The sequence below is a fragment of the Neobacillus sp. Fa239 genome (assembly GCF_055395235.1).
In genome coordinates, this window is record NZ_AP041611.1 from 4,635,443 (window position 1) to 4,662,062 (window position 26,620).

The 26,620-nt window shown below is 40.2% G+C and carries 28 protein-coding genes and 1 riboswitch; of the genes, 8 read left to right on the top strand and 20 right to left on the bottom strand.

What is annotated here, in order from left to right; all coding sequences use genetic code 11:
* Window positions 1-12: 12 nt before the first annotated feature.
* The 15 genes from sufU to ACZ5XR_RS23120 form a co-directional block, all read right to left on the bottom strand.
* Complete coding sequence (gene sufU / locus ACZ5XR_RS23050; protein ID WP_464498810.1) at window positions 13-453, bottom strand: Fe-S cluster assembly sulfur transfer protein SufU; 441 nt, start codon at window positions 451-453, stop codon at window positions 13-15.
* A complete protein-coding gene (locus ACZ5XR_RS23055; RefSeq protein WP_464498811.1) occupies window positions 443-1,672 on the bottom strand; it encodes a cysteine desulfurase in 1,230 nt (409 codons plus the stop codon). Before ACZ5XR_RS23055 ends, sufU begins: the two co-directional genes overlap by 11 nt.
* Window positions 1,672-2,973 carry a Fe-S cluster assembly protein SufD gene (sufD, locus tag ACZ5XR_RS23060; RefSeq protein ID WP_464498812.1) on the bottom strand — a complete coding sequence of 434 codons (1,302 nt, stop codon included), beginning with the start codon at window positions 2,971-2,973 and terminating at the stop codon, window positions 1,672-1,674. Before sufD ends, ACZ5XR_RS23055 begins: the two co-directional genes overlap by 1 nt.
* A gap of 21 nt (window positions 2,974-2,994) precedes the next feature.
* Window positions 2,995-3,780, bottom strand: coding sequence for a Fe-S cluster assembly ATPase SufC (gene sufC / locus ACZ5XR_RS23065; protein ID WP_464498813.1), 786 nt, complete (start codon window positions 3,778-3,780; stop codon window positions 2,995-2,997).
* Window positions 3,781-4,187: 407 nt separating this feature from the next.
* Complete coding sequence (locus ACZ5XR_RS23070) at window positions 4,188-5,024, bottom strand: MetQ/NlpA family ABC transporter substrate-binding protein (protein ID WP_464498814.1); 837 nt, start codon at window positions 5,022-5,024, stop codon at window positions 4,188-4,190.
* A gap of 14 nt (window positions 5,025-5,038) precedes the next feature.
* Window positions 5,039-5,707 (bottom strand): methionine ABC transporter permease, encoded by a 669-nt coding sequence (locus ACZ5XR_RS23075; RefSeq protein ID WP_464498815.1) that lies wholly within the window; start codon window positions 5,705-5,707, stop codon window positions 5,039-5,041.
* Window positions 5,697-6,725 carry a methionine ABC transporter ATP-binding protein gene (locus ACZ5XR_RS23080; RefSeq protein ID WP_464498816.1) on the bottom strand — a complete coding sequence of 343 codons (1,029 nt, stop codon included), beginning with the start codon at window positions 6,723-6,725 and terminating at the stop codon, window positions 5,697-5,699. The genes ACZ5XR_RS23075 and ACZ5XR_RS23080 overlap by 11 nt, the downstream gene beginning before the upstream one ends.
* A gap of 143 nt (window positions 6,726-6,868) precedes the next feature.
* Window positions 6,869-6,975: riboswitch (SAM riboswitch) on the bottom strand.
* A gap of 133 nt (window positions 6,976-7,108) precedes the next feature.
* Window positions 7,109-7,459, bottom strand: coding sequence for a hypothetical protein (locus tag ACZ5XR_RS23085; RefSeq protein WP_464498817.1), 351 nt, complete (start codon window positions 7,457-7,459; stop codon window positions 7,109-7,111).
* 107 nt (window positions 7,460-7,566) lie between these two features.
* Window positions 7,567-7,875 (bottom strand): thioredoxin family protein, encoded by a 309-nt coding sequence (locus tag ACZ5XR_RS23090; protein WP_464498818.1) that lies wholly within the window; start codon window positions 7,873-7,875, stop codon window positions 7,567-7,569.
* A 10-nt stretch (window positions 7,876-7,885) separates the two neighbouring features.
* Window positions 7,886-8,242 (bottom strand): toprim domain-containing protein, encoded by a 357-nt coding sequence (locus tag ACZ5XR_RS23095; RefSeq protein ID WP_464498819.1) that lies wholly within the window; start codon window positions 8,240-8,242, stop codon window positions 7,886-7,888.
* Between the two features lie 190 nt (window positions 8,243-8,432).
* A complete protein-coding gene (gene gcvH, locus ACZ5XR_RS23100) occupies window positions 8,433-8,816 on the bottom strand; it encodes a glycine cleavage system protein GcvH (RefSeq protein ID WP_464498820.1) in 384 nt (127 codons plus the stop codon).
* Window positions 8,817-8,910: 94 nt separating this feature from the next.
* Window positions 8,911-9,267 (bottom strand): arsenate reductase family protein, encoded by a 357-nt coding sequence (locus tag ACZ5XR_RS23105; protein ID WP_464498821.1) that lies wholly within the window; start codon window positions 9,265-9,267, stop codon window positions 8,911-8,913.
* Window positions 9,268-9,470: 203 nt separating this feature from the next.
* Window positions 9,471-11,255 carry an acyl-CoA dehydrogenase family protein gene (locus ACZ5XR_RS23110; RefSeq protein WP_464498822.1) on the bottom strand — a complete coding sequence of 595 codons (1,785 nt, stop codon included), beginning with the start codon at window positions 11,253-11,255 and terminating at the stop codon, window positions 9,471-9,473.
* 45 nt (window positions 11,256-11,300) lie between these two features.
* Window positions 11,301-12,476, bottom strand: a complete 1,176-nt coding sequence (locus ACZ5XR_RS23115) for an acetyl-CoA C-acetyltransferase (protein WP_464498823.1) — start codon at window positions 12,474-12,476, stop codon at window positions 11,301-11,303.
* A 30-nt stretch (window positions 12,477-12,506) separates the two neighbouring features.
* On the bottom strand, window positions 12,507-14,882 hold the full coding sequence (locus tag ACZ5XR_RS23120) for a 3-hydroxyacyl-CoA dehydrogenase/enoyl-CoA hydratase family protein (RefSeq protein ID WP_464498824.1): 2,376 nt from the start codon (window positions 14,880-14,882) through the stop codon (window positions 12,507-12,509).
* 209 nt (window positions 14,883-15,091) lie between these two features.
* Between ACZ5XR_RS23120 and ACZ5XR_RS23125 the strand changes: the two genes are divergently transcribed.
* The 3 genes from ACZ5XR_RS23125 to ACZ5XR_RS23135 are packed head-to-tail and all read left to right on the top strand — an operon-like array spanning window position 15,092 to window position 15,887.
* A complete protein-coding gene (locus ACZ5XR_RS23125; protein WP_464498825.1) occupies window positions 15,092-15,226 on the top strand; it encodes a YuzL family protein in 135 nt (44 codons plus the stop codon).
* Window positions 15,227-15,243: 17 nt separating this feature from the next.
* Complete coding sequence (locus ACZ5XR_RS23130) at window positions 15,244-15,522, top strand: hypothetical protein (protein ID WP_464498826.1); 279 nt, start codon at window positions 15,244-15,246, stop codon at window positions 15,520-15,522.
* 20 nt (window positions 15,523-15,542) lie between these two features.
* Window positions 15,543-15,887 carry a spore coat protein gene (locus ACZ5XR_RS23135; protein WP_464498827.1) on the top strand — a complete coding sequence of 115 codons (345 nt, stop codon included), beginning with the start codon at window positions 15,543-15,545 and terminating at the stop codon, window positions 15,885-15,887.
* 510 nt (window positions 15,888-16,397) lie between these two features.
* Here the strand turns inward: ACZ5XR_RS23135 and ACZ5XR_RS23140 are convergent.
* From ACZ5XR_RS23140 to ACZ5XR_RS23150, 3 genes are all read right to left on the bottom strand, one after another.
* A complete protein-coding gene (locus ACZ5XR_RS23140) occupies window positions 16,398-16,649 on the bottom strand; it encodes a DUF2573 family protein (protein WP_464498828.1) in 252 nt (83 codons plus the stop codon).
* A 13-nt stretch (window positions 16,650-16,662) separates the two neighbouring features.
* A complete protein-coding gene (rodA, locus tag ACZ5XR_RS23145; protein ID WP_464498829.1) occupies window positions 16,663-17,835 on the bottom strand; it encodes a rod shape-determining protein RodA in 1,173 nt (390 codons plus the stop codon).
* Between the two features lie 137 nt (window positions 17,836-17,972).
* Complete coding sequence (locus ACZ5XR_RS23150) at window positions 17,973-18,740, bottom strand: DUF4931 domain-containing protein (RefSeq protein WP_464498830.1); 768 nt, start codon at window positions 18,738-18,740, stop codon at window positions 17,973-17,975.
* A 161-nt stretch (window positions 18,741-18,901) separates the two neighbouring features.
* Here ACZ5XR_RS23150 and ACZ5XR_RS23155 point away from each other — a divergent pair, with 161 nt between their 5' ends.
* Together ACZ5XR_RS23155 and ACZ5XR_RS23160 are read left to right on the top strand one after the other, a co-directional pair.
* Window positions 18,902-19,684, top strand: coding sequence for an undecaprenyl-diphosphate phosphatase (locus ACZ5XR_RS23155; RefSeq protein ID WP_464498831.1), 783 nt, complete (start codon window positions 18,902-18,904; stop codon window positions 19,682-19,684).
* A gap of 187 nt (window positions 19,685-19,871) precedes the next feature.
* Entirely contained in the window at window positions 19,872-20,633 is a 762-nt protein-coding gene (locus tag ACZ5XR_RS23160; protein WP_464498832.1) for a (S)-benzoin forming benzil reductase, read from the top strand.
* Between the two features lie 46 nt (window positions 20,634-20,679).
* Here ACZ5XR_RS23160 and ACZ5XR_RS23165 read toward each other — a convergent pair whose 3' ends face one another.
* The gene (locus ACZ5XR_RS23165; protein WP_464498833.1) at window positions 20,680-22,053 is read right to left on the bottom strand and encodes a sensor histidine kinase; all 1,374 of its coding nucleotides are present in this window, start codon (window positions 22,051-22,053) and stop codon (window positions 20,680-20,682) included.
* Window positions 22,031-22,741, bottom strand: a complete 711-nt coding sequence (locus ACZ5XR_RS23170) for a response regulator transcription factor (protein WP_464498834.1) — start codon at window positions 22,739-22,741, stop codon at window positions 22,031-22,033. Before ACZ5XR_RS23170 ends, ACZ5XR_RS23165 begins: the two co-directional genes overlap by 23 nt.
* 265 nt (window positions 22,742-23,006) lie before the next feature.
* Here ACZ5XR_RS23170 and ACZ5XR_RS23175 point away from each other — a divergent pair, with 265 nt between their 5' ends.
* The 3 genes from ACZ5XR_RS23175 (at window position 23,007) to ACZ5XR_RS23185 (ending at window position 26,612) form a co-directional block, all read left to right on the top strand.
* Window positions 23,007-24,368 (top strand): sensor histidine kinase, encoded by a 1,362-nt coding sequence (locus ACZ5XR_RS23175; protein WP_464498835.1) that lies wholly within the window; start codon window positions 23,007-23,009, stop codon window positions 24,366-24,368.
* Between the two features lie 161 nt (window positions 24,369-24,529).
* Window positions 24,530-25,090 carry a hypothetical protein gene (locus tag ACZ5XR_RS23180; protein ID WP_464498836.1) on the top strand — a complete coding sequence of 187 codons (561 nt, stop codon included), beginning with the start codon at window positions 24,530-24,532 and terminating at the stop codon, window positions 25,088-25,090.
* Window positions 25,091-25,109: 19 nt separating this feature from the next.
* Window positions 25,110-26,612 (top strand): flotillin family protein, encoded by a 1,503-nt coding sequence (locus ACZ5XR_RS23185; protein ID WP_464498837.1) that lies wholly within the window; start codon window positions 25,110-25,112, stop codon window positions 26,610-26,612.
* Window positions 26,613-26,620: the final 8 nt, after the last annotated feature.

The following is a 26,620-nucleotide window of genomic DNA, read 5'->3' on the forward strand; positions in this document are numbered from 1 at the left end:
TGAAGCCCTGTCTTAATTTTGTTCCTCACCATTTAATCCTTTTTCCATTGCCTTCCATGCTAGAGTAGCGCACTTGATTCGGGCAGGAAACTTCGCAACACCTTGAAGCGCTTCGATATCCCCTAAATCAATATCATCGTCATACTCTTTTCCAAGCATCATATCGGAAAAAATCTTTGCCAGCTTTAACGCTTCTTCCACACTTTTCCCCTTGATGGCCTGGGTCATCATCGAAGCGGAGGACATGGAAATCGAGCAGCCTTCTCCTTCAAATTTGGCATCGACTACTTTTCCATCCTCCACTTTAAAGGTCAATTGGATTCTGTCCCCACAGGTTGGGTTATTCATATTTATCGTATGGCTGCCATCCTCTAAAACCCCGCGATTACGGGGATTTTTATAATGGTCCATGATGACTCGACGGTAAAGATCGTCTAAATTATTAGAAGACATCGCTGAAATACTCCTTTGTTTTGACAAGCCCTTCAACGAGTTTATCAATATCCTCTTCAGTATTATATAAATAAAAGCTTGCACGAGCTGTAGCTGTTGCGTTTAACCAACGCATCAACGGCTGCGCACAATGATGACCAGCTCGGACAGCAATACCTTCAGCGTCCAGGACAGTCGCTACATCATGCGGATGGACATCTTTGATATTAAACGTGATCAGACCTGCTCGATTAGCAGCATCTTTTGGTCCGTAAATCGTCATTCCTTCAACAGCTGACATCTTTTCTAAAGCATATGCAGCAAGCTTATGTTCATGCTCGGCAATATTGTCCAAACCAACCTCATTTAAAAAGTCGATGGCAGCTCCGAGACCGACAGCACCTGCAATGATTGGGGTGCCGCCTTCAAATTTCCAAGGGAGCTCTTTCCAAGTTGATTCATGTAAATGAACAAAATCAATCATTTCGCCGCCAAATTCGATTGGCTCCATGTTTTCTAATAAATGTTTCTTTCCATAAAGAACACCGATTCCGGTAGGTCCGCACATTTTGTGGCCGGAAAAAGCGAGGAAATCACAGTCTAAATCTTGAACATCAATGGTCATATGGGGCGCACTTTGAGCTCCATCAACCACCATAATTGCGCCGTTTTCATGAGCAATTTGGGCAATCTCTTTAACAGGATTAATGACACCAAGCACATTGGATACTTGCATAACCGAAACAATTTTCGTATTAGGCGTGATCGTTTCCCTTACTGTATCAAGAGAGATGGTTCCGTCCTCTTGAAGGTCAATATATTTTAACTGGGCACCTGTTCTTCTGGCAACCTGCTGCCATGGAATAATATTGCTATGGTGCTCCATATAGGTAATGACGATTTCATCGCCTTCTTTTAAATTCGCGGCCGCATAACTGGCTGCGACTGTATTAAGCGAAGTCGTCGTTCCTCTTGTAAAAATAACCTCTTGAGTGGACTTGGCATTAATAAATTTACGAACTTTTTCCCTTGCCCCTTCATATGCATCTGTCGCTCTTGTTCCTAATGTATGCACACCGCGATGAACATTGGAATTGATTTCACGGTAATATTTTTCAATTGTCTCGATGACTTTAACAGGCTTTTGGGATGTCGCAGAACTATCCAGGTATACTAATGGTTTACCATTAACTTCTTGGTTTAGGATTGGAAACTGGTTGCGAATATCCTGGATATTCATTATCGCACTTTCCTTTCAATCACTTCAGTTAATTGCTTTTTAACGCCTTCAATTGGAAGCTGATTGACAACTGGTGCAAGGAATCCATGAATGATTAAGCGCTCGGCTTCCGCTTTTGGAATTCCACGGCTCATTAAGTAATAAAGCTGAACTTTATCAACACGGCCTACTGAAGCGGCGTGTCCTGCTGTTACATCATCTTCATCAATTAAAAGAATAGGGTTGGCATCACCGCGTGCTTTTTCACTAAGCATAAGAACACGGGATTCTTGTTCAGCATTCGATTTCGATGCGCCATGCTCAATTTTGCCAATGCCATTAAAGATCGATGTGGCACTATCTTTCATTACACCATGTTTTAAGATATAGCCCTCTGTGTGTTTACCAAAATGAACTACTTTTGTTGTGAAGTTTTGTGTTTGTTCACCACGTCCAACCACAACTGTTTTTGTATCACCAAAAGAACCGTCTCCAATAAGATTCGTTGTGTTCTCGGAAATTGTATTTCCTTCATTCATTAACCCAAGAGCCCATTCAATCCGAGCATCCCGGCTGGCTACACCACGGCGGTTTACATAAGTAGTGATTCCTTTTGCAAGATAATCAACGGCACCGTATTTCACTTGGGCATTTGTATTCGCAACCACTTCCGCTACTATATTAAAAATTCCATTTGCTGATTCCATTGTTGAAATATAGTTTTCTACATATGTGACTGAACTGTTATCTTCTGCAACAACAAGTACATGATTAAAAAGATTTACCTCAGCATTATCATGTAAATATACAGCTTGAATCGGTTCAGTAACTTCAACATTTTTTGGAATATATAAGAATACGCCGCCATTGACAAGCGCTGCATGAAGTGCAGTCAGACGATGCTCATCGGCATTCACCGCTTGAGTCATGTAGTATTTTTTCAACACATCCCCGTGTTCTTTTGCCGCTGTTAGAAGATCGGTAAAAATGACACCTTTACTTTTTAGATCTTCGGATAATGATAAAAAGGCTGGTGTATGATTGCGTTGAATGTATAAGTTTTTATTTTCCGCAACGAGTGCTTTTACTTCTTCCGGTAATTCACTTAATGAAGTGAATGGTTCACTTTTTACGGTATGTGAACTTAATTGGGTAAAGTTCCATTTATCGATTTTTGTTTTATCCGGCCTTGGCATTGGAAGATTATTAAAATCAGCCAATGCCTTTAAACGGAGCTCTTCCATCCAAGCAGGTTCGCCTGCTTGTTTTGAAAAAGAACGAACAAAATCCTGATCAAAAGGTAATTTCGTTTCTGTTGTCATTGTAATCCTCCTAACACTTACTTACGCTTCTTGCCCAACTGTTTCATCTTCAATTCCAAGCTCTTTTTTGATCCAGTCATATCCTTCTGCTTCTAAGCGTTGTGCAAGCTCTGGTCCGCCTGATTTAACGATTCGGCCCTGCATCATAACATGCACATAGTCAGGAGTGATATAATTTAATAGTCGTTGATAGTGGGTAATCACTAAGCAGCCAAAGTCTTCTCCGCGCATTTCATTAATCCCTTTGGAAACTATTTTTAAGGCATCAATGTCAAGACCGGAGTCAATTTCATCCAGGATGGCAATTTTTGGCTGAAGCATCATTAATTGTAAGATTTCGTTACGCTTTTTCTCACCGCCGGAGAACCCTTCGTTCAAATAACGCTGTGCCATATCCAGGTCCATCTCCAGGAATTCCATTTGTTTATCCATTTTACGGATAAATTTCATTAATGAAATTTCATTTCCTTCACCAAGGCGGCTGTTGATAGCCGAACGTAAAAAGTCGGCATTGGTTACGCCGTTAATTTCGCTTGGATACTGCATCGCAAGGAACAGGCCTGCACGCGCACGCTCATCTACTTCCATTTCCAAGACATTCTGTCCGTCTAATAAAATGTTACCGCTTGTTACTTCATATTTAGGATGACCCATGATCGCAGATGATAAAGTAGATTTACCAGTACCATTCGGTCCCATGATTGCGTGGAATTCTCCACCTTTTATTTCAAGGTTTACACCTTTTAAAATTTCTTTCCCATCAATTGCTACATGTAGATCTTTGATCTGTAAAGTTGATCCAGCCATATTTATACCTCCGCAAAGAAAGTTTTGTATCAAGTTAACCATTGGGTCTAGAATTCTATTCTCATTCTATTCTCATTACAATCTTATAACAAATGAAATGTGTTAGCAACTCCTAAACAGTAATAACAAGAAATCATTTTCACTGATCGGCTACTAATTGAGAATGAATTTCCAAACAATGTGAAATTTGCCAAATTAGGCAGCATTTCTGAGGGGTTTATATTAATGCAGACAAACACACTCGGATAAAATCATACCCTATTTTTTTATAATTTGCTATCTCAATTTCAGGTTTAATACTTATCTATTTTTACCGTTGTAAATTATTTCATGTATATAGTCCTATGGCCAAATAAGAAAAGCCAGTGAATCAATCACCGACTTTTCTGTATTTCTTCTTATATATATTATTGTGATACTGGGACAACGGCCCCTTTGTATTTTTTAAGAATAAAGTCTTGAATCGTTTTAGAATGAAGAACCTCTACCAGTTTTTTGATAGCCGGTTTGTTTTCGTCACCCTTACGTACCGCAATGATATTTACATATGGCGAGTTTTTACCTTCAATCGCAATGGAATCCTTAAGCGGATTTAATCCTGCGCCAATCGCATAGTTGGAGTTAATTAATACGGCATCGCCTTCACCATTTTGATAAATTTTTGGCAATAAGGCTGCTTCATATTTTGCATCAAAAATTAAATGTTTTGGATTGGATACCACATCTTTGATCGTTGCAGTTGTTTTATCAATACCTGGTTTTAATTTAATTAAGCCTTGTGCTTCAAGTAAAGATAGCAGACGGCCATGATCGGCAACTGAGTTGCTCATGATTAGATGTGCGCCATCAGGAAGATCACTTAATTTTTTATATTTTTTCGAGTAAACACCAATCGGTTCAATGTGAATCCCGCCAGCATTAACAAAGCCATAACCAAATTGCTTATTTTGGGCATTTAAATAAGGAATGTGTTGGAAGTAGTTTGCATCAAGCTGCTTTGACTGCAATGCTTTGTTCGGTAAAATATAATCCTGAAATGTTTTAATGACTAAGTCAATTCCATCTTTTTTCAAAATAGGTTGTGCTTGACGTAAAATTTCAGCATGGGGAACACTTGAAGCTCCTACCACTAATTTTGTTAACCCTTTATCGCTGCTGCTTGAAGAATTGTTGCTGGATGTTCCGCATGCTGCTAATACAAGGGCTAATGATAACGCTAATACTAAACTAATCCATTTTTTCATGTTGACCTCACCTTTTATCTTTTATCTAATTTTTTTGTAAATGCATCACCAATAAACTGAATCACAAACACGATAATCAAAATAATAATCGTTGCCACAAAAGTGACATCATTTTGGTTTTGTTCAAAACCTTGCAGGTAGGCAAGATTCCCAAGACCTCCTGCACCAATGACTCCGGCCATGGCTGTATAGCTGACAAGAGCAATGGCGGTAACGGTAATACCTGAAACAAGCGCCGGCATCGATTCCGGCAACAGCACTTTCCAAATGATTGTGCCCGTTGTGGCACCCATTGACTTTGCCGCTTCAATAACGCCTTTATCAATTTCTCTAAGACCGATTTCAACCATTCTGGCATAGAACGGAGCTGCCCCAATAATCAGTGCTGGTAATGCTGCGGTTTCACCAATCATTGTCTTAAATAATAGGTTTGTAAAAGGAATTAATAAGACAATTAAGATAATGAACGGGATGGACCGAAAGACATTCACTATTGCACTAATGACCACGTTAATCGGCTTATTTTGCCACATATTCCCTGAAGATGTCAGGAATAGAATTAACCCAAGCAAGATTCCTAAAATAAAGGTTGCCAGTACCGAAACCGCAGTCATATAAAGCGTTTGGACTGTTGCCTCCCACATTGCCTGCCAATCGACATTCGGAAAATAATTACTGTTCATTTGTTACCACCTCCACGCCAACATTCTGCGTGCGAATAAAGTCAATGGCTTTATCGACTGCTTCCCGTCTGCCATCGAGATGAATGAACAGGGTACCATATGAACCACTTTGGGTTTGCGATATTTTCCCTTGCAGGATATTAACCGTCACATCATTCGCTCGGATTAGATTAGTGATCACCGGCTGTTCGGTCGCCTCCCCGATAAAGGTCAACTGAACGATTTGACCCGAATGATACCTCTCAAGAAGATGCTCGGCTGTTTCTTTCGTTTCTTCGGGCTCAGTAACCTGCTGAACAAATCTTTTGGTTATTGGAGCTTTTGGGTTCTTAAATACGTCCAGCACGTGACCAAGCTCAACAATTTTCCCGTTTTCCATGACTGCGACCCGATGGCAGATTTTACGGATAACATGCATTTCATGGGTGATTAACACAATCGTTAAACCTAATCTTTTATTAATATCAACGAGCAAATCCAAAATTGAATCTGTCGTTTGCGGATCTAGTGCTGAGGTTGCTTCATCGCATAGTAACACCTTCGGGCTATTCGCCAGCGCTCTTGCTATGCCGACTCTTTGCTTTTGTCCGCCACTTAGCTGCGATGGATAAGCATTTTCTCTTCCCTCTAAACCAACTAGTTTAATCAGTTCATTTACTCTTTTAGCTCTTTCCGGTCCTTTGACACCCGCTATTTCTAATGGGAAAGCAATATTTTCACTCACTGTCCTTGACCATAGCAGATTAAAATGTTGGAAAATCATGCTGATTTCTTGGCGAGCTTTCCTAAGATCACTGCCTTTGATTTGTGAAATAACTCGGCCAGCCACGGTAATAGATCCCTCAGAAGGAAGTTCCAGACCATTCAGCATACGAATTAACGTACTTTTCCCAGCTCCGCTGTAGCCAATTACACCGAAAATTTCTCCTTCGTTTATTTCCAGGTTGACATCATCTACTGCTTTTAACTGCCCCTGCTTCGATGGAAAAACCTTTCGGACATTTTTAATCGAAATCATTGAATCACCTTCTTTTATCCGTCAAATCCATTTACACAGTGTTCCTTAAATATAGGGTTTGAAATTTTTATTAAAACATTCTATTTTAGAAAAATAAAAATGCCTTTCTGCACAGGCAGAAAGGCATTATAAATAGAACCTTTCTCCCATCTCCCAAAGCAAATGCTTTGTGTGAATTGGCACCATTTCAATAAACATTGACGGTTGCCGGGCTTCATCGGGCACATCCCTCCACCTCTCTTGATAAGAGCTTTTCAACAACTATATTCAATTAACACGTTAAATGACTTAAGCAATTTTTTATCACGAAAGCAATCGTACCACGGAAAAAAATGAGTGTCAACGGAATTTTCTCATTTTCTGAAAAATTATTCTGGTATTTTTTAGGCTGAAGCAACGTCGGTCCCTTTTGTTAAATAAAAAAGCGACTCCAGCATGAGGATCCTTCTAAACGGTGCCACTATCGACAATTTCTCTCTTTTGACCAAGTTTCTTAATCGTTCCTTGCCGGTAAGGAGCTGCTCAATGGCTGAGAAATCACCATAAATTTCATATCTATTGAACATTTCCTCTGAATCGTGAAGCAATGTGATTTCGCCATTTTTTAAGGACAATGTGATGCTTTCGTTGTTTGAGATGAAGCTAATCATGATAGAATCCGTTTCTTTTATTAATTGAAGGACATGTCGATGTTCTTTTGTTTTAAGAAGAAAACAACGAATAGAATCAATCATTTCTCATCACTCCGGTCTATAGGCAATACTATCTATATTCCGTATAACACCAGGAATTCCTTTAATAATCGCTCGACAAAAAAAACAGATGTTTCGCATCTGTTTTTTTAGTTAAAATAATATTTTATTTTTTCTAGTAAGTAAGGAACTGAATGGAAAGCATACAATACCTCTGCCACCATTCCATTTTGAATGAACAATAGGCACGGAACACTTTCAACCGCGTGTGCCTTGGCGAGCTCTGGGTAGAAATTGATATTCATTTTCCCCATTGGGACTTGGACCATTTCCTCAATAATTTGAAGCATTCTCGAAGCAACCTGACAGGTACCGCATAATGGCGTATAAAAGTAAACAAGGCCGGATGATTGATTTTCCATGAATGAAGAGTATTCTTCTCTGTTCCATTCCTTCATAACAATTCGCTCAGCAATTCTCTAAATACTGGGTATGAACGTCAATATTTGCCCCAAGCAATACAGTGGCAAGATGATGTTCAGGGGCGGTGGCTACTTCACGATACATCCGGTCAATATAGATATGTTCCGCATGAGGAAATTCCCTTTTAAATTGTTTGCGCAGCTTTTCACCTGCTTCATCGGCATCCACCAGAATATAAACATCTTTGTCTTCAAGAAAATCAATCAGTTCATCTAATTTGGTTATACTGATCGTTCCATTTGTACAAATAATTTCAACCGGTTCCTTCACAATACTTTTTACCTTTTTTTTGTCTGATTTTCCTTCCACAATTAGAACCTTGTCAACATACGAGTCACTCATAATTAATCACCTTATAATGGAGTTGTTGGTTTAATGTTAACATATTCTACTTATACATATAACGTGTGTATCCCATTTATGAATGTTCGTCCAAAAATAATTAATTATTTTAGCTTACCCTTATCTTTTGATTGAAATAATGGTAAAAAAAAGAAAAGCACCTTCTAAAAAGGCGCTTCCCGTCCATTGATTAATCTTCATTAATCATTTCTTCATATTGTTCAGCAGACATTAACTTATCTAATTCGCTGTTATTAGATAATTCAATAACAATCATCCATGCTTTCTCATATGGAGATTCGTTAACAAATTCAGGGTTGTCACTTAAATCTTCGTTTATTTCAACCACCTTACCACTTACAGGTGCATAAAGTTCAGAAACTGTTTTAACGGATTCCACGCTGCCAAATGCTTCATCAGCAGTTACTTCATCGCCCACTTCAGGAAGTTCAACGAATACGATATCTCCTAGTTCGTGCTGTGCAAAATGAGTAATCCCAACACGTACTTTTTCCCCTTCAACCTTTACCCACTCATGCTCTTCTGAATAACGTAAGTCCTTTGGTGTGCTCATTACGAAAATCCCTCCATAAATTATTCTTAAATCTATCATCGATAAAAAAATCGATTTCCCTGTTTAATAATCGGAAAAGCACGCATTAAAACGCTTACAACCACGTTTTTTCATACTCTTCTTCTTTAAAACCAACCGTAACTTTATTCCCATCCGTTAAAATTGGTCTTTTGATTAACATCCCGTCTGAAGCCAATAAATCAAGCAGCTCGGCTTCAGTTGCAGATTTTAATCTGTCCTTAATACCTAATTCCCGATATTTTAGGCCACTGGTATTAAAGAATTTCTTTAATTCTAAACCGCTTTTTTGATAATAATCCTCCAGCTCAAGCTTTGAAGGGGGATTATCAGCAATATGTATTTCTTTGTAGGAAAGATGATGATCATCCAGCCATTTCTTTGCTTTTCGACAAGTACCGCATTTCGGGTACCAGTAAAAAATCATAGACATCTGTTTCACCGCCGATTTTTCCTTAATTAAACAAACGTAACAATTGAATATTACCACATTAAAGTCGAAATTCCTAATAGAAAAAAGCATAATAATACGACAATTTTAAATAAATATTGCATTTTTCCGCCATTCAAAATTGACAGGGGTCAGACCCCCGCTCCGGTAATGCGTTAAAGCGGCGGGGGTCTGGCCCCATTGAATTAAACTAGGTATCGTTCAGCTGCAATGATTACATCTGCTGCTTCGCGTTTTTTCACAATGACATTGGTTGGTGTGTGGCGGGTTAATTTTCTTAGCGAGGAGAGCATTATTCGAAGAATATCTCCATGTTCGATAGCCACCAAGGTTTCTTTGGCAATCTGCTCCAGTTCATTAAAGGCTTCTTGACAGAAAATCTGTGTGTAAAGAAGCTTTTGTTTGTTCTTTTCCAAACCTGCTTTTGCAATCGCTTTTTCCGTGCGTAACACAACAGATTCCATTGCATATGCATTCGAGATGAGGTCGGCTATGTTGGAAAGCACCTCTTGTTCTCTTTCAAGTGCTTTGCCATATTTTTGAGCCGCTAAACCAGCAGCCAATAAGCCAATTTTCTTGGCATTTCTTACTAAATATTTTTCCTGTGCAAGCGGCTCATCGCCTGGATCTTCCGGCATTAACATCATCAATTCTTCCTGTAGCTGTAATGCTTTTTGGAATAACGGCAACTCGCCTTTCATCGCCTTTTTCAAAAAGGTTCCGGGTACAAGGAGACGGTTGATTTCATTTGTTCCTTCAAAGATCCGATTGATCCGTGAGTCACGGTAGGCTCTTTCAATTGGGTACTCCTGCATGTAGCCGTATCCACCATGAATTTGCACGCCTTCGTCAACAACGTAATCAAGAACTTCACTTGCAAAGAATTTATTTAAGGAGCACTCAATCGCATATTCTGCAATCGAATTTGCGACTAATTTAATGTCCTTTGATTCCTCAGTTGATAGCTTGCCTTGGTTATCCTCATACAATCCTATCGTACGATACACGGAGCTTTCTGCTGCATAAATCTTCGATGCCAACGTACCGAATTTTTCTTTTGTCAGATTGAATTGAGAAATCGGCGTTTTGAATTGCTGGCGCCCATTTGCATACTTTACAGTCATTGCAAAGGCATTTTTAGAACCGCCAACTGCTCCGACCGCCAGTTTATAACGGCCAATGTTTAAAATATTAAAAGCGATGACATGGCCTTTGCCAAATTCGCCTAAGAGGTTTTCTTTTGGTACTGGGACATCCTGAAGAATCAAGGTACGAGTCGAAGAGCTCTTAATCCCCATCTTCTTCTCTTCTGCACCTGTAGAAACACCCGGGAAGTCTCTTTCTACGATAAAGGCTGTAAAGTGCTCTCCATCCACCTTGGCGTATACACAGAATAGATCGGCAAAACCGGCGTTGGTAATCCATTGCTTTTCACCGTTCAGGATATAGTGAGTACCCTCGGCGTTTAATTTTGCTGTTGTTTTAGCGCCAAGTGCATCCGAACCTGAACCCGGCTCTGTTAAGGCGTAAGCAGCCAATTTTTCACCTGATGCGAGGGCAGGTAAATATTTTTTCTTTTGTTCTTCGGTTCCAAACAAAACAATGGGAAGTGAGCCAATTCCCACATGTGCACCGTGAGAGAGCGAGAAGCCGCCAGCCTTCGCCATTTTCTCTGTAATTAGGGATGAGCTGACTTTGTCTAATCCCAATCCTTCGTATTCTTCAGGGACATCTGCCGCAAGAAGCCCAAGCTCGCCCGCTTCTTTTAAAAGTTTTACGGTACGGTCAAATTCATGTTTTTCTAAGAATTCAACATGTGGCAGCACTTCATTTTCCACAAAATCTTCCGTGGTCTTCGCAATCATTTTTTGCTCATCGGTAAAGTCCTCGGGAGTAAAAACACGATCGCAAGGAATATCTTCAATTAAAAAGCTTCCGCCTTTAATGATTTTTTCCGTTTGATTGGCCATTTCTAAATTCCTCCTAAAAGGGGCCAAGTATTTTGCCCCTATTTTTTAAAGAAGTTCAAATACTCCTGCAGCACCCATTCCGCCGCCGATACACATCGTTACCACACCAAATTGTTCATTTCGGCGCTTCAATTCATGGATAAGTGACAATGTTAGCTTTGCTCCTGAACAGCCAAGCGGGTGGCCAAGAGCAATGGCGCCTCCGTTTACATTTACTTTCTCTTCATCTAGGCCAAGTTCACGAATGACTTGCAGGGATTGGGATGCAAATGCCTCATTTAATTCGAACAAGCTGATATCTGAAAGCTCAAGTCCCGCCAGTTTCAACGCTTTTGGCACCGCTACAACAGGACCCACCCCCATAATTTCCGGTGGAACGCCGCCCACTGCAAACGATCGAAATTTTGCCAATGGCTTAAGCCCAAGTGATTCTGCTTTTTCCCGGTCCATGACCATGACTGCTGCCGCGCCGTCACTTGTTTGTGACGCATTTCCAGCCGTAACAGAGCCTGTTACAGAGAAAGCAGGCCGCAGTTTTGCCAACGTTTGAAGATTCGTATCCGGGCGGACTCCTTCATCCTGGGAAAATTGAACCGTCTTTTCAACCAATTTGTTGTCACTACCAATCGTACGGACCGTTACATCCACCGAAACGATCTCATCGGCAAATTTACCTTCTAGAATTGCTTTTGCTGCACGCTGATGACTTCTTACCGCAAACGCATCTTGTTCTTCACGGGTGATTCCATATTTCATTGCCACTTGTTCAGCTGTATGCCCCATGCTCATATAGTATTGCGGGGCTGTTTCGGCTATTTTAATATTTGGCCGGACCACATGACCCATCATCGGAATCATGCTCATGGACTCTGCTCCGCCTGCAATGGCTGTGTCCGTGTGACCCAGCATAATCCCCTGTGCCGCATAGGCAATCGCCTGTAAACCTGAAGAACAGAACCGATTGATGGTGATGGCAGGTACAGTGTATGGCAGACCGGCTAAAGCCCCGATGTTGCGAGCCATGTTCGTTCCCTGCTCGGCTTCCGGCATCGCACAGCCGATAATTAAATCATCTATATTCCCTTCATAATTTCCGGCACGTTTTAAGGTTTCTTTGACTACCAGTGCGCCCAAGTCATCAGGGCGAACATGGGCAAGCGTTCCCTTCTTCGCTTTCCCTACCGGGGTCCGGGCCCCGGCCACGATAACTGCTTCTCTCATTACATTCCCTCCAATCTCTTAATCTAGTAATTAATTTCTTAAAGGTTTTCCTTTTACAAGCATATGCTGCATGCGCTGCTGTGATTTCGGCTCTGCTACAAGGCTTAAGAATGCTTCTCTTTCAAGATCCAATAGATATTGTTCATCCACTTCAGTTCCAAACGGAACTTTGCCGCCTGCAATGACATAAGCAAGCTTTTTGGCAATTTTCAAATCATGCTCCGAGATATAGCCGGACAATTTCATCGCCTCTGCGCCCAGTAATAGGGTGGCATAACCTGTTTCCCCGACAACCGGCACTTTTCTGCGTACTTTTGGTTTATAGCCTTTATCATGAAGAGCGAGAACGGTCTGCTTCGCATCATATAACAAGTGGTCGCTGTTCACGCTGATTCCATCTGCAAGATTTAAGTAATTATTCTCCCTTGCTTCCTCGCCCGAGGTCGACACCTTTGCCATCGCGATTGTTTCAAAGACTTTATTGGCCACCGTTTGGAGGTCGAATGGTACTCCATTCGGATAGCTTTCTAAATGCTTAATATAAAGCTCCTTGTTTCCGCCGCCTCCAGGAATTAACCCAACACCGGATTCGACAAGTCCCATATAGGTTTCTGCTGATGCTTGGATGTGAGATGCCGGTAAACAAATTTCAGCTCCGCCGCCAAGAGTCATCGCAAATGGAGCAGCAACCACTGGTTTTGCACTGTATTTTATTTTCAGCATGGCCTGTTGGAAGTGCCGAACCACCATATCTATTTCGTAAATATTATCATCCTGTGCTTCCATTAAAATCATTGCCAGGTTGGCACCGACGCAGAAGTTTTTACCTTGATTCCCGATGACCAGCCCTTTGTAGTTTTTCTCCACCTCATCGATTGCGTAATTAACCATTTGAATAATATCCAGTCCGATTGAATTATTAGGTGAGTGGAATTCAAGGAGAGCTACACCATCGCCTATGTCGATAAGGCTCGCACCGCTGTTCTTTTTAATCACGCCATTTTGCTTCTTCACTTTTTTTAGATCTATGACTTTTGGATTCAATTCCACTGATGAATATTCACCATTGCGGTAGAAGGAATCTTCTTTATAAAAGGAAGTAAATCCCTTTTCAAGCATTTCCGTTACCCATGCTGGAACTTCTAAACCAGATTCCTTCATTTTTTGAACAGATTTTTCAACGCCAATGGCATCCCATGTTTCAAATGGGCCCAATTCCCAGCCGAAGCCCCATTTCATCGCACGATCAATGGCGACTATATTATCGGCAATTGCACCTAGTAATTGTGCTGAATAGACCAGCACCGGAGTTAAAATATTCCATAATAATTGTCCAGCCCGGTCATTTGCAAAAACAAGCGCTTTCAATTTATTGGACATACCTTTTTCCTGCTTGGAGAGTTCGATCGATGCAGATTGTAATTTTTTGCGTGGACCATATTCTAATGTATTAGGATCCAGTTCAAGAATGTCTTTGCCTTTTTTCAAAAAGAAGCCTTGCCCAGATTTGCTGCCGAGCCAGCCTTTTTCAAGCATGGTATTCATGAATGCAGGCACCGCAAAAACTTCCTTCTCTTTCCCTTCTACCTGTTCGAATACATTGTTAGCCACATGGACAAACGTATCTAATCCAACTACATCAAGTGTCCGGAAGGTGGCACTCTTTGGACGGCCCACTAACGGACCCGTAACAGAATCAACCTCGCCGACACTATAACCGCCCTTCAGCATTTCTTGAAGGGTAATCAGCAGGCCATAGGTTCCGATACGATTGGCAATAAAATTGGGTGTATCCTTGGCGACAACAACCCCTTTTCCTAACACATCCTCACCAAAGGTTTTCACAAATGAAAGAACTTCCGGGTCAGTATATTGGGTTGGAATCACTTCGAGCAGCTTCAAATAGCGCGGTGGATTAAAGAAGTGTGTCCCAAGGAAATGCTTTTTGAAATCATCCGATCTTCCCTCTACCATTGCTTCAACCGAGATCCCAGATGTATTCGAGCTAATGATACTGCCTGGTTTACGATATTGATCCACTTTTTCAAATACTTGTTTCTTCACATTTAAATTTTCGACCACTACTTCAATGACCCAGTCAACATCTTTTAATTTGCTTAAATCATCTTCAAGGTTACCTGCTTCAATTAAGGCTGCATTTCTTTTCACAGATAACGGTGCCGGTTTTTGCTTCAATAGCTTTTGAATGGACAGACTGCTGATCCGATTCCGGACCTGTTTGTCTTCCAAGGTTAGTCCCTTTGCTTTTTCTTCTTCGGTTAATTCCCGTGGTACGATATCCAACAATAAGGTTGGTATGCCTATGTTTGCCAGATGGGCCGCGATTCCTGAGCCCATTACGCCAGATCCTAAGACGGCCGCTTTTTTAATAAGTTGGTTCAACATTGTCTCCCCCTTCAACCTTTTTGAATGAATACTCATTCATTTTTATTTCAAAAAATTTTTTCCATTTAAAGGAGTTTTGCTACCTTTAACTATAAAATATTTTGAAAATTTGTGCAATCGTTAATGGTGGAATTTTGAAATTTTTTTGAAATTTAATTTTTGAGAGGAATAAATGGTCCATTGGGCATTCTAATATCGAGGTGATGAACATGGGCAAAATGAAAAAGCACCCTTCCAAGGCTGGAATCAGTGCAGCCAGTGTGGAGGGCAATGCCGGACCAAGCGTCGAAAATGACGGCGGCGGCAAACGGAACAGCCAGAATAACCAATTTAAGAAGAAATAAAATAGGAGGGTTTTAGGATGCAACAGCAAAATATGAATATGCAAAATCAGCAGGCTACATGGCAGCAGCCGCCTGGAGTTATTTCAACAAAGGATTCCCTTTATTTAACCGATATGATGTCTTGGAATTTACTTTCTGCTAAAAAGGCACATTTTTTTGCCCAGCAATGTCAGGACCCGGAATTAAAAGCAGAAGCAGAAAAATGTGGGCAAATGCATCAACGCCACTATCAGCAGCTGCTTAATCATTTAGGCCATCATGCCAATTCCCAGCAGCCACTAAATGGAATGCAGTAGGAAAGGAGGAAGAAACACACATGAATCAATTTCAAAACCAACAAAAGATTCAAAATCCAGAAGCACAGGTGCCAAAAACACCACAGATGAATGAGCGCGATTTTATCAATGATTTGCTGACTACGGAAAAATATATGACTACTTCCTATAGTCAGGCACTGCATGAGGCCAGTCATCAAGGTCTCTATAATGATATTTTGCAAATTTTTACCGAAACGCAAAAATGCCAACGAGACCTTTATGATTTAATGTTTAGAAAAGGCTGGTACTCCATTGAAGCTGCAGACCAGCAAAAGCTTCAGCAATCCTACCAGCAGTTCCAGGGATATACAAACCAACTCCCTAGCGGCGGCATGATTCAGTAAGAATGCGGCGGCATGAGTGAACGGATTATATCTGAGTTAATGGGAAAACACACGATAAATAAATTCGTGTGTTTTTTGTTGAAATGGTTGTTCTAGTCAGTCTTACGGTCAATTTTATTCTGGAAATTTTGAACAGTGTCCGTTATACCTTTTCTTACGGACACTTTCATCTTAAAATTCATCAACTGTGTCCGTTATCCCCTCTCTTACGGACACTTTCATCCTCAAAATTGTCAACTGTGTCCGTTATCCCCTCTCTTACGGACACTTTCATCCTCAAAATTTTCAACTGTGTCCGTTATAACCGCTCTTACGGACACTTTCATCTTCAAAATCTTCAACTGTGTCCGTTATACCCTCTCTTGCGGACACTTCATCCCGAAAAATCTTCAATCGTGTCCGTTATCCCCCCTCATCCTATACTCTTGAAACATGTCTCCAAATAAAACTGCTTGAGCATAAAAATATCCTCAAGGTTGGCTCTTGAGGAAAAAATAATAATGAAACATTCTATTTTTGCGACGTTTTCCGGTGCTGTTCATTTAGCAGTTTGATTTCATTCACGATTCTTTTCATTTCTTCTTTTCCTTCAGGGTAAAGTCCGTTCCAATGATTGATTAAGGCTGGCATGGATTTGGCGATATGTGAATACAAAGCCCATGCCTTCACCTTTTCCTTTGTTTCTTCTGAACTTTCCCCTAAAAGGAGTTCACTGTATTTTTCAAGCAAAGCCTCAAATTGTGACGCAAATTCTTTGTCCATGCTGACACCTTCTTTAAGCTGTTGTCGAGAACATATATTTTTTGTAATGATAGCGGATCGAGAAAATTAAGCCAAGCCCCATCATATTCCCCATCAGTGAGCTTCCGCCATAGCTGATAAAAGGCAGCGGGATACCGGTAATCGGCAATACCCCGATCGTCATCCCGATATTTTGAAAGACGTGAAAGGTAATCATACTAATGACACCGACACAAAGATAGGTATAAAAATTATTCTTCGTCTCCATACCAACCTTGGTAATATGGTAAACCAATAAGAAAAATATACTAATCAACACGCTTGAGCCGATGAATCCGAATTCTTCACCAACAATGCTGAATATAAAGTCCGTATGCCCTTCCGGTAAATAGACATCTCTGTTCCCGTAACCTTTTCCCATCGTTTCGCCGGAACCAATGGCAAGAAGCGATCTTGTCAGCTGATACCCCTCTGCGCTTTGATAATTATAAGGATCCAGCCAGGAATAGATTCGGCCAAATTGGTATTGCTTTACTCCAAGATACTTCTCCAGCAGGTCCGGTTTTATTAATACGAAATAAAAAACAACAGAAAACATTGTTGCTACGGATGAGAAAATGGGCACAAGCAATTTCCAGGTTATCCCGGAAATAAATATCATCCCTAATAAAATAGATAGTAACACGAGGCCTGTTCCCAAGTCTGGCTGTTTCATAATAAGAGCTAATGGTGCTAGGGTTACCAAGCCTAGCTTGATCAGTAGCCAAAAGTCTGTTTGCATGGTTTTGACTGGATTTTTCTGGTGGTGGTCATCAATTACTCGTGCAAGAGCCATAATGAGGAAGACTTTTACGAATTCAGATGGCTGAAGCGATCCCATTGCCGGCACCTTAAACCAGCTTTTCGCCCCATTAATGGTTGGCGCAAGACTAGCGGGAGCTACTATTAAAAGGGCAAGGAGGAAAAGCCCAAACCCATACACATACCAGGTCAGCTTTTTTAATTGATCGGAATCCAAGGTCATTACACCAGTTGCGATCAATCCGCCCACGCCATACCAAAGTATTTGCTTAACGACAAAGTTTTCTTTGTATTGTCCGCTCGCTTGGGCACTGTAAATCGATAAGCAGCTGGCTAAAAATAGCAATAGTAAAATAAAGACCAAACTATAATCGAGTTTTGAATTTGAATTTTTATCTGAAGTCATGCTTTCATTCTCCTTAAACATCTAAAACCTTAAAAAGGATCTTGTACATTACTCCATTATATTTTTAATAAAAAAAAATCACAACTTCTAACCATAGAATGGGTTAATTTTCATAGTTCATCCATATATCCACCAGCTCATTTGGCAGGAAAATAAAGGGTTCTTACATGCTCGGCCATCCACTCCAAATTATTGGGAACTTGAGGAATGCCGTAACCAATATATAGCGGAGTGGTAACAAAGCGCGGAACAATTTTGGCCGCTATTTTATTATGAATATGATGAAAAAATACATTATAGCTGGATGCCTTGAACGGGAAGTTGTTAAGAATATAATGAACCGCTGTTTGAACAAAATCTCCAAAAGTTTCTATATATCCGGCATCAGGCATTTCAACATTGAACTCATAAAAGCCTACACGAGGTTTTGTTGATAAGGATAATTTAACCCCATCCATTTCTTCGATGAGAATTCCTTCAAAAGCATTCTCGGCAATTTTTTCCTTGTAGTCGATATCATTTAATCCAACAATTTGCATATGCGGGTGAGCAATTGTTCCTCCTGATAAGGGACCATGGTTCTTAAAAAAAATCACCGAGTTCCATTTACCGCTTTTCTCCATCTCCAGCCAATTTCTAATCCCAAAGGATAAAAGTTTATGTAAATGGGATTTGGAATAGGATGATAATTCCCCTTGACATTCATCTGTTTCAATTAAAACGGTTTGATAAGCATTCTCTAAAACAGGATATTTATTTTTCAAAAGAATAATCGACCCGTCAACCTCAAGAAGATTTGTGAGCTGGTCTCGAGCACAAAAAGGGCATGCTTGCTCTTTATTGCGTATATTTTCAGGTTTCTTCACACCTATCGATGTATTAAATAATAAGTGGCTGCTTTTCAAAATGCCTTCTCCTCCCCCAATATGCCTTACACTTATTTTATGGGAGAACTGAATGGTTTTGCACTTAAAATGAACTCGAAATGAAAAATTGATTGAATAGAGACAGCTTTTCCGAATATTTATTATACAAGCACTCCAATACTGAAAAAGAGAGGGAGTTTATGTTAACAAAATTAGAAGCACTTATATTGGGAACGATTCAGGGATTAACGGAATTTTTACCGATCAGCAGTACAGGACATCTTTATTTAGGAAGAAACTTGTTTGGCCTGCAGGAAGCGGGGCTTTTACTTGATACAATGCTTCATATCGGGACACTGCTTGCTGTATTTGTTTTTTATAAGCATGAATTTACGAAAATCATTAAAAATCCGTTTAGTAAATTAACCTTATTGCTCATTGTCGGAACAATTCCAGCAGTGGTGATCGGATTATTGTTTAAGGATTATTTTGAAGAAATCTCGAAAACAGGGGTGACGATAGGCTGGGAGTTTTTAATTACTGGCATTTTTCTCTGGTCTGCCGATTCGATCAAACATGGTTATAAGAAAATGGATGATATCAGCTATACGGATGCATTGATTATTGGAACATTTCAAGCAGCAGCCATTTTCCCGGCGATTTCCCGCTCAGGTATGACCATTGTTGCAGCCCTGTGGCGTAAGCTTGACAGAGGAACGGCTGCCTATTTTTCTTTCTTGTTATCAACGCCGGCGATTGCCGGGGCAGTAGTTCTGCAATCGTTTGATTTGGTCCGCGGCGGCGGCGAAGAAATAACTTTATCGGCCCTGCTGGTTGGAATCTTTTCTTCAGCGGTTTTCGGTTATTTTGCCGTAAGATGGATGATTGGTTTTTTGAAAAAACACTCCTTAAAGCCCTTTGCGATTTATGTATGGGTGCTGGGGCTCGCCGTGTTAGTTTTTCAATATACGGGGAAATTTTAAAAACGCGGCTCATTTCTTGATGCCGCGTTGTTTTATTGAGGCTGTTTTTGCAAGCTTTGTTGCGAAAACAGCCATTTTTTTTATCGTTTTCAATTCGTTTGCTTTACCGAAATGATAGGACTACAATGAAACTACGTTTTGCTAATTAATGACAGTTTAAATCAGCTGCTAAAAACAGGGGGAAAAAATGAGATATGCCATTGTAACCGGAGCGTCAAGGGGATTAGGCGAAGCGATCGCCAAACGGCTGTTAAATGAACAAATTACCGTTATTTCAGTTGCGCGCACCGAAAATGAGGAACTGAGGAATTTTGCCCTTCAACAGGGCAGCAACTATAAGCATTATTCCTGTAATCTTTCGTTGGAAAAAGAGGTTCAGGAAGTATTTATGGTCATTGCCCATTATATTTTTCTAAATAACCCGAAAGAAATCTTCCTATTTAATAATGCGGGTGTGATCGATCCGATCCACACTGTGGGCAATTTAGACCAAACACCCATTATTAGCAATATCCAGGTTAATTTAATTGCACCCATTCTAATTACCAATCTCTTTTTAAAGAAAGCACAGCAAACATCCACCTCCATCCATGCGATTAATATTACATCCGGTGCGGCAAGCCGCTCCATTGAAGGCTGGAGTGTTTATTGTAGTGCCAAAGCAGGACTCAATATGTTTACGCAAACTGCGGCACTGGAACAGACGGCTTTAAGTTCGAACAATAAAATTATTGCTTTCAGCCCTGGCGTAATGGATACGAAGATGCAGGAAACGATACGCTCCTCCTCCAGTGAAGCTTTTAGAGAGCTGGAAAAATTTAAGGAGTTTAAGACGAACAACACTCTCCTTCCAGCAGAAGCTGTCGCAGAGGCGTTAGTTGATTTAGTATTAGGCGGCAATGTTGAAAACGGCAGGATCTATCATGTGAGTGATTTGTTGAATCATTAAAAAAAGGCTGGCCCCGCGGCTATTTGCGCGAGACCAGCCCTTTTTTCTATTCTTCTCTTGGGAACCACATAATCATACATGTTCCATTATTTAATCTGCTCTTAACCTTAATGATTCCCTTATGGGCATCCATTAGCGCTTTGACAATGGAGAGACCAATACCGACTCCGCCTGTTTTTCGATCGCGGGATTTGTCGCCGCGGTAGAAACGTTCAAAAATATGCGGGATGTCGTCTTCTGCCATCCCAGAGCCTTCATCCTCAATTTTAAAACCAACATACCCCTCTCTTTCAGTTAGCACCGATATGGTGACGTTTTTTCCTTCCGGCGTATATTTCAATGCATTATTCAGGATATTCGCGAGAATTTGCACCAATTTATCCTTGTCAGCTAAAAACAATTCCTCTTGATCCGGTTCATCGATATGGAGGTGGACACCCTTTTGTTTACATAATGGAAAGAACATTTCCCAAAGAGCTGCCAATACACTGCCAGCTTCCAGCTCAATTTTTTCCAAACGAATTTGCGGATTTTCAGCTGCAAGCAATTTTTCAAGCTCGTTCACAAGCCTAACTAAGCGCATCAGCTCCTCATGGCTCTGCTGCAAGCGCTGTGGGGTGGGCTTCCATATTCCATCCTGAAAGGCTTCAATTTGACTGCGCAAAGTTGCAAGCGGCGTACGCAACTCGTGGGCTAAGTCCCCGGTAAATTGTTTTCTAAGCATTTCTTCTTTTGCCAAGGATTCGGCGAGATTATTAAAGGATATGGCGAGATGCTTTACTTCTGTCGGCAATCCGGTAAGCGGAATTCGGATATTAAGATTATGCTGCTGCAGCTCATTTGCCGCAAAGGATACTTTTTTTAAGCCAGATGTCAATTTTTTTGAGAAAAGCATACTAAAGAGGATCGCTAAAACAATGGTTACACAAACCGCTCCAAGAATATAAAATTGAATGGTTTGCAAAAAGGTATACTCATTATCGATTAACCCTTCCGGATAAATGGCTGTCAGTTTGCCGATTACTACTTTATCCACTTTTAATGTATACGTTTTGGACTGCCATTTTTCCCCGCTTGGCGTCGGCTCTGCCAATCCAAGATTATTCAGCATTCCTCTGATTTTAGATGAATCCAATTGAAGCTGGCCAAAACGGTCATACAATTGAAAGTAAAGCTGGTCCGTCATCGCATGTTCATGCAGTAAATTAAAGATATCATTACTGGTGAAATGACCAGTATTTTGATAGTCTTTTTCTATTTCACCAATGATTCTATCAATCTTTTTATCACGATTCCCGTCTAAATAGCTTTTAAAGCTTTCTTCAAAACCATATTGGATGAAAAAACTTACACAGATGATTCCAATCATGCTAATGGTTAAAAAATAGAACAAAATCTTAGACCGGAGCGTTTGCAGCATCTAATACCCCTCCAAATTTGTAGCCCATTCCAAAAACAGTAAGGATAAAATCCGGCTGTCTTGTATCCATTTCAATTTTTTTTCGGAGGTTTTTGATATGCGTGTCAACGCTTCGCTCGTAGCCTTCATAAAACATGCCTTCATCCTGAATTTTTTCAAGAAGGTCCATCCTGCTGTAAACTCGTCCCGGATTCAGCGCCATATTGGTTAACAGCTTATATTCAATTGGTGTCAAAATAACATTAGTGCCGTTAATCATTACCTCTTTTTTGATTAAATCAATGATCAGCTTCTTGTCGTTAAATTCCAGAAGTTCGAGTTTTTCAGATTTCTTCACTCTTCTTAAAATAGCCTGGACCCGGACGACCACTTCCCTGGGGCTGAATGGTTTTGTTAAGTAATCATCAGCCCCAATCACAATGCCATTAATCCGGTCATCCTCGGCAGATTTTGCTGTCAGCATTAAGATCGGCACATCCGATTCCTTTCTTAACAGACGGCAAACCTCCTCACCGGATATATCCGGGAGCATTAGATCTAAAATAATCAAATCAGGTTCAACTGTTTTGGCTTTTTTTAAGGCATCGATGCCATTATCCGCACTATATATTTCGTACCCTTCCCTTACGAGGTAGGCTTCGAGAACTTCAATAATTCTTTTTTCATCATCTACAAGTAATATCTTCATCGGACACCACTCCCTCTACCATTACTATATCATCTCAAGTCTGTGATGTTTTCAACTTCACAAATTCACCACAACTTCTTCATAACATCTTCAATCTTTACCGCTAAGATGAAGGAGCAGTAGCAAGGAATACTCGCTCACTCAAATTAACCTCCCTTTTTACATATGGTGTCCCGAAAAATCGGGGCATCTTATTTTTGTTTGATTTCTGCTACATCTTCTTGATGCTTGCTGTAGTATCCTTGAGAGAGAGGTGTCAAAGAAGATGAATAAAATTTCCATTAAAATAGGTGTCCTTTTCTTTCTGGCTATTTTTCTATTAGAATCGATTTCTATGTTTTTTTTACACAATAATATTATCCATTCAAGAGTGCATGATGAGCTGCAGGCACTTCAGACACGCGGGAACAATCATCGTGAAATCCTCGAGGCCTCTTTTCACGATGAAACGATTAAGCATATTGCCCTGATGGAATCCCGAACCGATACGCAAGTCATCCTAACGGACCATACGGGGAAGATTGTTATGTCTTCCAACACAGTAAGTGAGGGAATGAGGAAAATCATTCGTTCCACACCAAAACAGGTGCCGCATGACGGATTAATATTAGAAGAGGATTGGCAGCATGAGGCCTATATTGCCTCCATCAGCCCCATCAAAGTGGATGCGAAAATTAAGGGCTATGTCTATATGTTTCAAACCACACAAAAAATTAAGGATTTAATTTCCGATTTAAATCGCCATTTTTTATTAGCCGGAATATTGTCCATTGTGTTTATGGGAATCATTATTATTTTCTTGACAATTTATGTGACCAACCCGCTCGTTCAAATGAGTGAAGCAACAAAACGGCTGAGTAAAGGAGATTTTTCCGTATCACTGCCAAGCTTGGGAAAAGATGAAATCGGAGAGTTAGCTGATTCCATCAAGGTACTCGCACGTGATTTAGAGATGCTGAAAAATGAGCGAGATGAATTTTTAGCGAGCATTTCACATGAACTAAGAACGCCCTTAACGTATATCAAAGGCTATGCGGATATAGCCCGCCGTGCTGATACAGCAGCTGCTGAGCGGGATAAATATTTAATGATTATCCATGAGGAAGCGGCCAAGCTTTCACAGCTGATCAAAGAATTATTTCATTTGGCAAAGATGGATGAGAATAATTTTACAATTGAAAAAAAAACAGTTCATTTGCGCCCCTATTTTGAAGGGACTTACGAAAAAATTTCGCCTGCCTTTAAAGAGCACCAGATGAATCTCCAATTATGCTGCTCGGAGGATCTCCTTTGGTTCATTGACCCCGTCCGGTTTGAACAGGTAGTCATTAATTTATTGGATAATGCCAGAAAGTACTCAGAACTGAATACAATGGTTGAGGTGAAAGTTTTTGAAGAGGATGGAACACTGCATATTGTCGTTGCGGACAATGGTAAAGGAATACCGGAAAATGATCTACCTCGAATATTTGAGCGGTTTTACCGCGTGGATAAATCAAGAACAAGGGCTCTAGGCGGAAGCGGACTTGGCTTATCCATTGTAAAGCATTTAGTTGAGGCACACGGCGGAACAATCAATGTTTCAAGCAAACCGAATCAGGGGACAACTTTTGAGATTGTTCTGTAACAGCAAAAAAGGATGAAATATGAATTCATCCTTTTTTTATGAATCGGCTGGATATTGCCTGGAACTTTTTTCATATAAATACGTATGTAAATATACAATACTTATTATTTTTGTAGTTTCATATTTAAATAAGGTTATCTTGAAAGGTGGTGATGAAGACTATGCACATCGATGGAGCCACGATGGAACACCTTTATTGGTATCTATTGGTTGGTGGGGTTGTTTTATTAATTATTATCTTACTATTAGGAGACGTAATCGATGCATTAACGGGCCATTTGGATGTATTACCTTTTGGACCAAGTGAAGCCGTATTGTTTGCCAGTTTTCAAGGTGGGGTTGGGTTAATACTTCAAAAGTTTATCCTTTCAGCCTTTTCTTCTATAGGTGTTTTAATTATATCTGCAATCGCAGCTTTTGTTCTAACTTTTGTTATTTCTTATTTTTTCTTACGACCATTGAAACACATGGAGAGTTCTTCTGCGGTGAATTTAGAGGATATGGTGGGCAGAAAAGGAATTATTACGATGGAAATTAAGGAAGGAGCGGATTCATTAGGTGAAGTAAAAGTTGAACACGATTTAGGGTATATATTTAAAACAGCAATCAGTAGAGATGGAAAAGCAATTCCGCTAGAAACAGAGGTAATTGTTTGGGAAGTGAAAGATAATCGTTTTGTAGTATATCAGAGAACGAATGAAACAGATCTATTTAAAATTTAATATGAAATGAGGAGATTCAATGCTTTCAACAATTGGGATTGGCGGCGTATTAATTGTAGTAGTATTAGGGGTTATCCTTTATGCAATTAGCCGTTATAAAGTTGTAGGTAGAGATACGGCAATGGTTATTACAGGTAGTGCATTGGGCAGCAAAAACGTAGAAACCGATGAACACGGTAAGAAAATAAAAGTTGTTGTAGGTGGCGGAGCCGTTGTTTTACCCATTATACATAAAATGGGAACTTTAAGTTTACAACCTTCGAACTTAACAATTGAGGCAAAAGGAATTGTAACAAGAGAGGATGTCCCGATTAATGTTACGGCTGTTGCCACGGTGAAATTTTATAACGATACAAAAAATTTAATTAGTTCTGCGGAGAACTTTTTAGGTGTGCAAATAGATCATCGAGAACAACAAATTCGGCAGATTTTAGAGGGTCATTTAAAAGCGATTATCGCTACATTAACGGTTGAGGAAGCGAATAAAAATAGGGATAGCTTTTCTACCTCGGTAAAAAGAACAAGTGAGTCTGACTTACAGAAACTTGGTATTGAAATTGTTACTTTTAATATTACACACGTTACAGATGACCATGACTACATAAATAGTTTAGCGGCCAAGCGGACTGCAGAAGTTAAACGGGATGCAGAGGTTGCTCGCGCGAATGCTGAGAAGGAACAAAGAATTCAAGTTGCACAAGCGAAGAAAGAGGCTACTTCCGCTGAGTATGAAAGAAATGCTGAAGTCGCAGAAGCAAAGAAAAATAATGAGCTAAAACTTGCCGAGTTTAAGATTGCGGAAGATACTGCAAAAGCGAATGCCGCTATTGCGTTTGAACTTCAAACCATGGGGCGGAAACAAGAATTAAAACAACAAGAGATGCAAGTAGAAATCGTAGAACGTGAAAAGAAAATTGAATTGGAAGAAAAAGAGATTCTCAGAAAAGAAAAAGAGTATACCGCTAATGTTGTAAAATTGGCTGATGCTGAATATTATAAAAAGGTTAAAGAATCTGAAGCTGAAAAAATTCGAATTCAAAATCAATCGGAGGCTTTAAAAATCCAGGAAATCAACAGGGCGGAAGCTGAAGCGAAGAAGGTTGAATTAGAAGGTCTTGCAAAGGCAAAAGCAATTGCTGCTGAAGGAGAAGCTACAGCATCTGCCGTTGAAAAACGAGGGATGGCCGAAGCCAATATATTGCGTGAAAAGGCTAAGGCATTTGAAGAATTCGGTTCCGCTGCCATTATGGATATGATTATTAAAATGTTGCCAGAATACGCAAAAGCTGTTGCGGAACCTATTGGTAATATTGATAAGGTAACTGTTATTGATTCTGGAAATGGCGGAGGAATTTCATCTGTCAGCGGAAATGTAACAAGTTTGATGACTGGGTTGCAAGAATCACTAAAAGAGACAACGGGATTGGATTTAAAGGAACTGATTGAAAACTACTCAGGTAAACATAATTTAAAAGGTGAACTTGGTGCAATTGCTCAAGGTGTTAATAAAGAAGAAGTTTAATAAGCTCT

Coding starts and splice junctions, on each gene's coding strand:
- sufU (WP_464498810.1), bottom strand. CDS start 453: ATGTCTTCTAATAATTTAGACGATCTTTACCGTCGAGTCATCATGGAC.
- ACZ5XR_RS23055 (WP_464498811.1), bottom strand. CDS start 1,672: ATGAATATCCAGGATATTCGCAACCAGTTTCCAATCCTAAACCAAGAA.
- sufD (WP_464498812.1), bottom strand. CDS start 2,973: ATGACAACAGAAACGAAATTACCTTTTGATCAGGATTTTGTTCGTTCT.
- sufC (WP_464498813.1), bottom strand. CDS start 3,780: ATGGCTGGATCAACTTTACAGATCAAAGATCTACATGTAGCAATTGAT.
- ACZ5XR_RS23070 (WP_464498814.1), bottom strand. CDS start 5,024: ATGAAAAAATGGATTAGTTTAGTATTAGCGTTATCATTAGCCCTTGTA.
- ACZ5XR_RS23075 (WP_464498815.1), bottom strand. CDS start 5,707: ATGAACAGTAATTATTTTCCGAATGTCGATTGGCAGGCAATGTGGGAG.
- ACZ5XR_RS23080 (WP_464498816.1), bottom strand. CDS start 6,725: ATGATTTCGATTAAAAATGTCCGAAAGGTTTTTCCATCGAAGCAGGGG.
- ACZ5XR_RS23085 (WP_464498817.1), bottom strand. CDS start 7,459: ATGATTGATTCTATTCGTTGTTTTCTTCTTAAAACAAAAGAACATCGA.
- ACZ5XR_RS23090 (WP_464498818.1), bottom strand. CDS start 7,875: ATGAAGGAATGGAACAGAGAAGAATACTCTTCATTCATGGAAAATCAA.
- ACZ5XR_RS23095 (WP_464498819.1), bottom strand. CDS start 8,242: ATGAGTGACTCGTATGTTGACAAGGTTCTAATTGTGGAAGGAAAATCA.
- gcvH (WP_464498820.1), bottom strand. CDS start 8,816: ATGAGCACACCAAAGGACTTACGTTATTCAGAAGAGCATGAGTGGGTA.
- ACZ5XR_RS23105 (WP_464498821.1), bottom strand. CDS start 9,267: ATGTCTATGATTTTTTACTGGTACCCGAAATGCGGTACTTGTCGAAAA.
- ACZ5XR_RS23110 (WP_464498822.1), bottom strand. CDS start 11,255: ATGGCCAATCAAACGGAAAAAATCATTAAAGGCGGAAGCTTTTTAATT.
- ACZ5XR_RS23115 (WP_464498823.1), bottom strand. CDS start 12,476: ATGAGAGAAGCAGTTATCGTGGCCGGGGCCCGGACCCCGGTAGGGAAA.
- ACZ5XR_RS23120 (WP_464498824.1), bottom strand. CDS start 14,882: ATGTTGAACCAACTTATTAAAAAAGCGGCCGTCTTAGGATCTGGCGTA.
- ACZ5XR_RS23125 (WP_464498825.1), top strand. CDS start 15,092: ATGGGCAAAATGAAAAAGCACCCTTCCAAGGCTGGAATCAGTGCAGCC.
- ACZ5XR_RS23130 (WP_464498826.1), top strand. CDS start 15,244: ATGCAACAGCAAAATATGAATATGCAAAATCAGCAGGCTACATGGCAG.
- ACZ5XR_RS23135 (WP_464498827.1), top strand. CDS start 15,543: ATGAATCAATTTCAAAACCAACAAAAGATTCAAAATCCAGAAGCACAG.
- ACZ5XR_RS23140 (WP_464498828.1), bottom strand. CDS start 16,649: ATGGACAAAGAATTTGCGTCACAATTTGAGGCTTTGCTTGAAAAATAC.
- rodA (WP_464498829.1), bottom strand. CDS start 17,835: ATGACTTCAGATAAAAATTCAAATTCAAAACTCGATTATAGTTTGGTC.
- ACZ5XR_RS23155 (WP_464498831.1), top strand. CDS start 18,902: ATGTTAACAAAATTAGAAGCACTTATATTGGGAACGATTCAGGGATTA.
- ACZ5XR_RS23160 (WP_464498832.1), top strand. CDS start 19,872: ATGAGATATGCCATTGTAACCGGAGCGTCAAGGGGATTAGGCGAAGCG.
- ACZ5XR_RS23165 (WP_464498833.1), bottom strand. CDS start 22,053: ATGCTGCAAACGCTCCGGTCTAAGATTTTGTTCTATTTTTTAACCATT.
- ACZ5XR_RS23170 (WP_464498834.1), bottom strand. CDS start 22,741: ATGAAGATATTACTTGTAGATGATGAAAAAAGAATTATTGAAGTTCTC.
- ACZ5XR_RS23175 (WP_464498835.1), top strand. CDS start 23,007: ATGAATAAAATTTCCATTAAAATAGGTGTCCTTTTCTTTCTGGCTATT.
- ACZ5XR_RS23180 (WP_464498836.1), top strand. CDS start 24,530: ATGCACATCGATGGAGCCACGATGGAACACCTTTATTGGTATCTATTG.
- ACZ5XR_RS23185 (WP_464498837.1), top strand. CDS start 25,110: ATGCTTTCAACAATTGGGATTGGCGGCGTATTAATTGTAGTAGTATTA.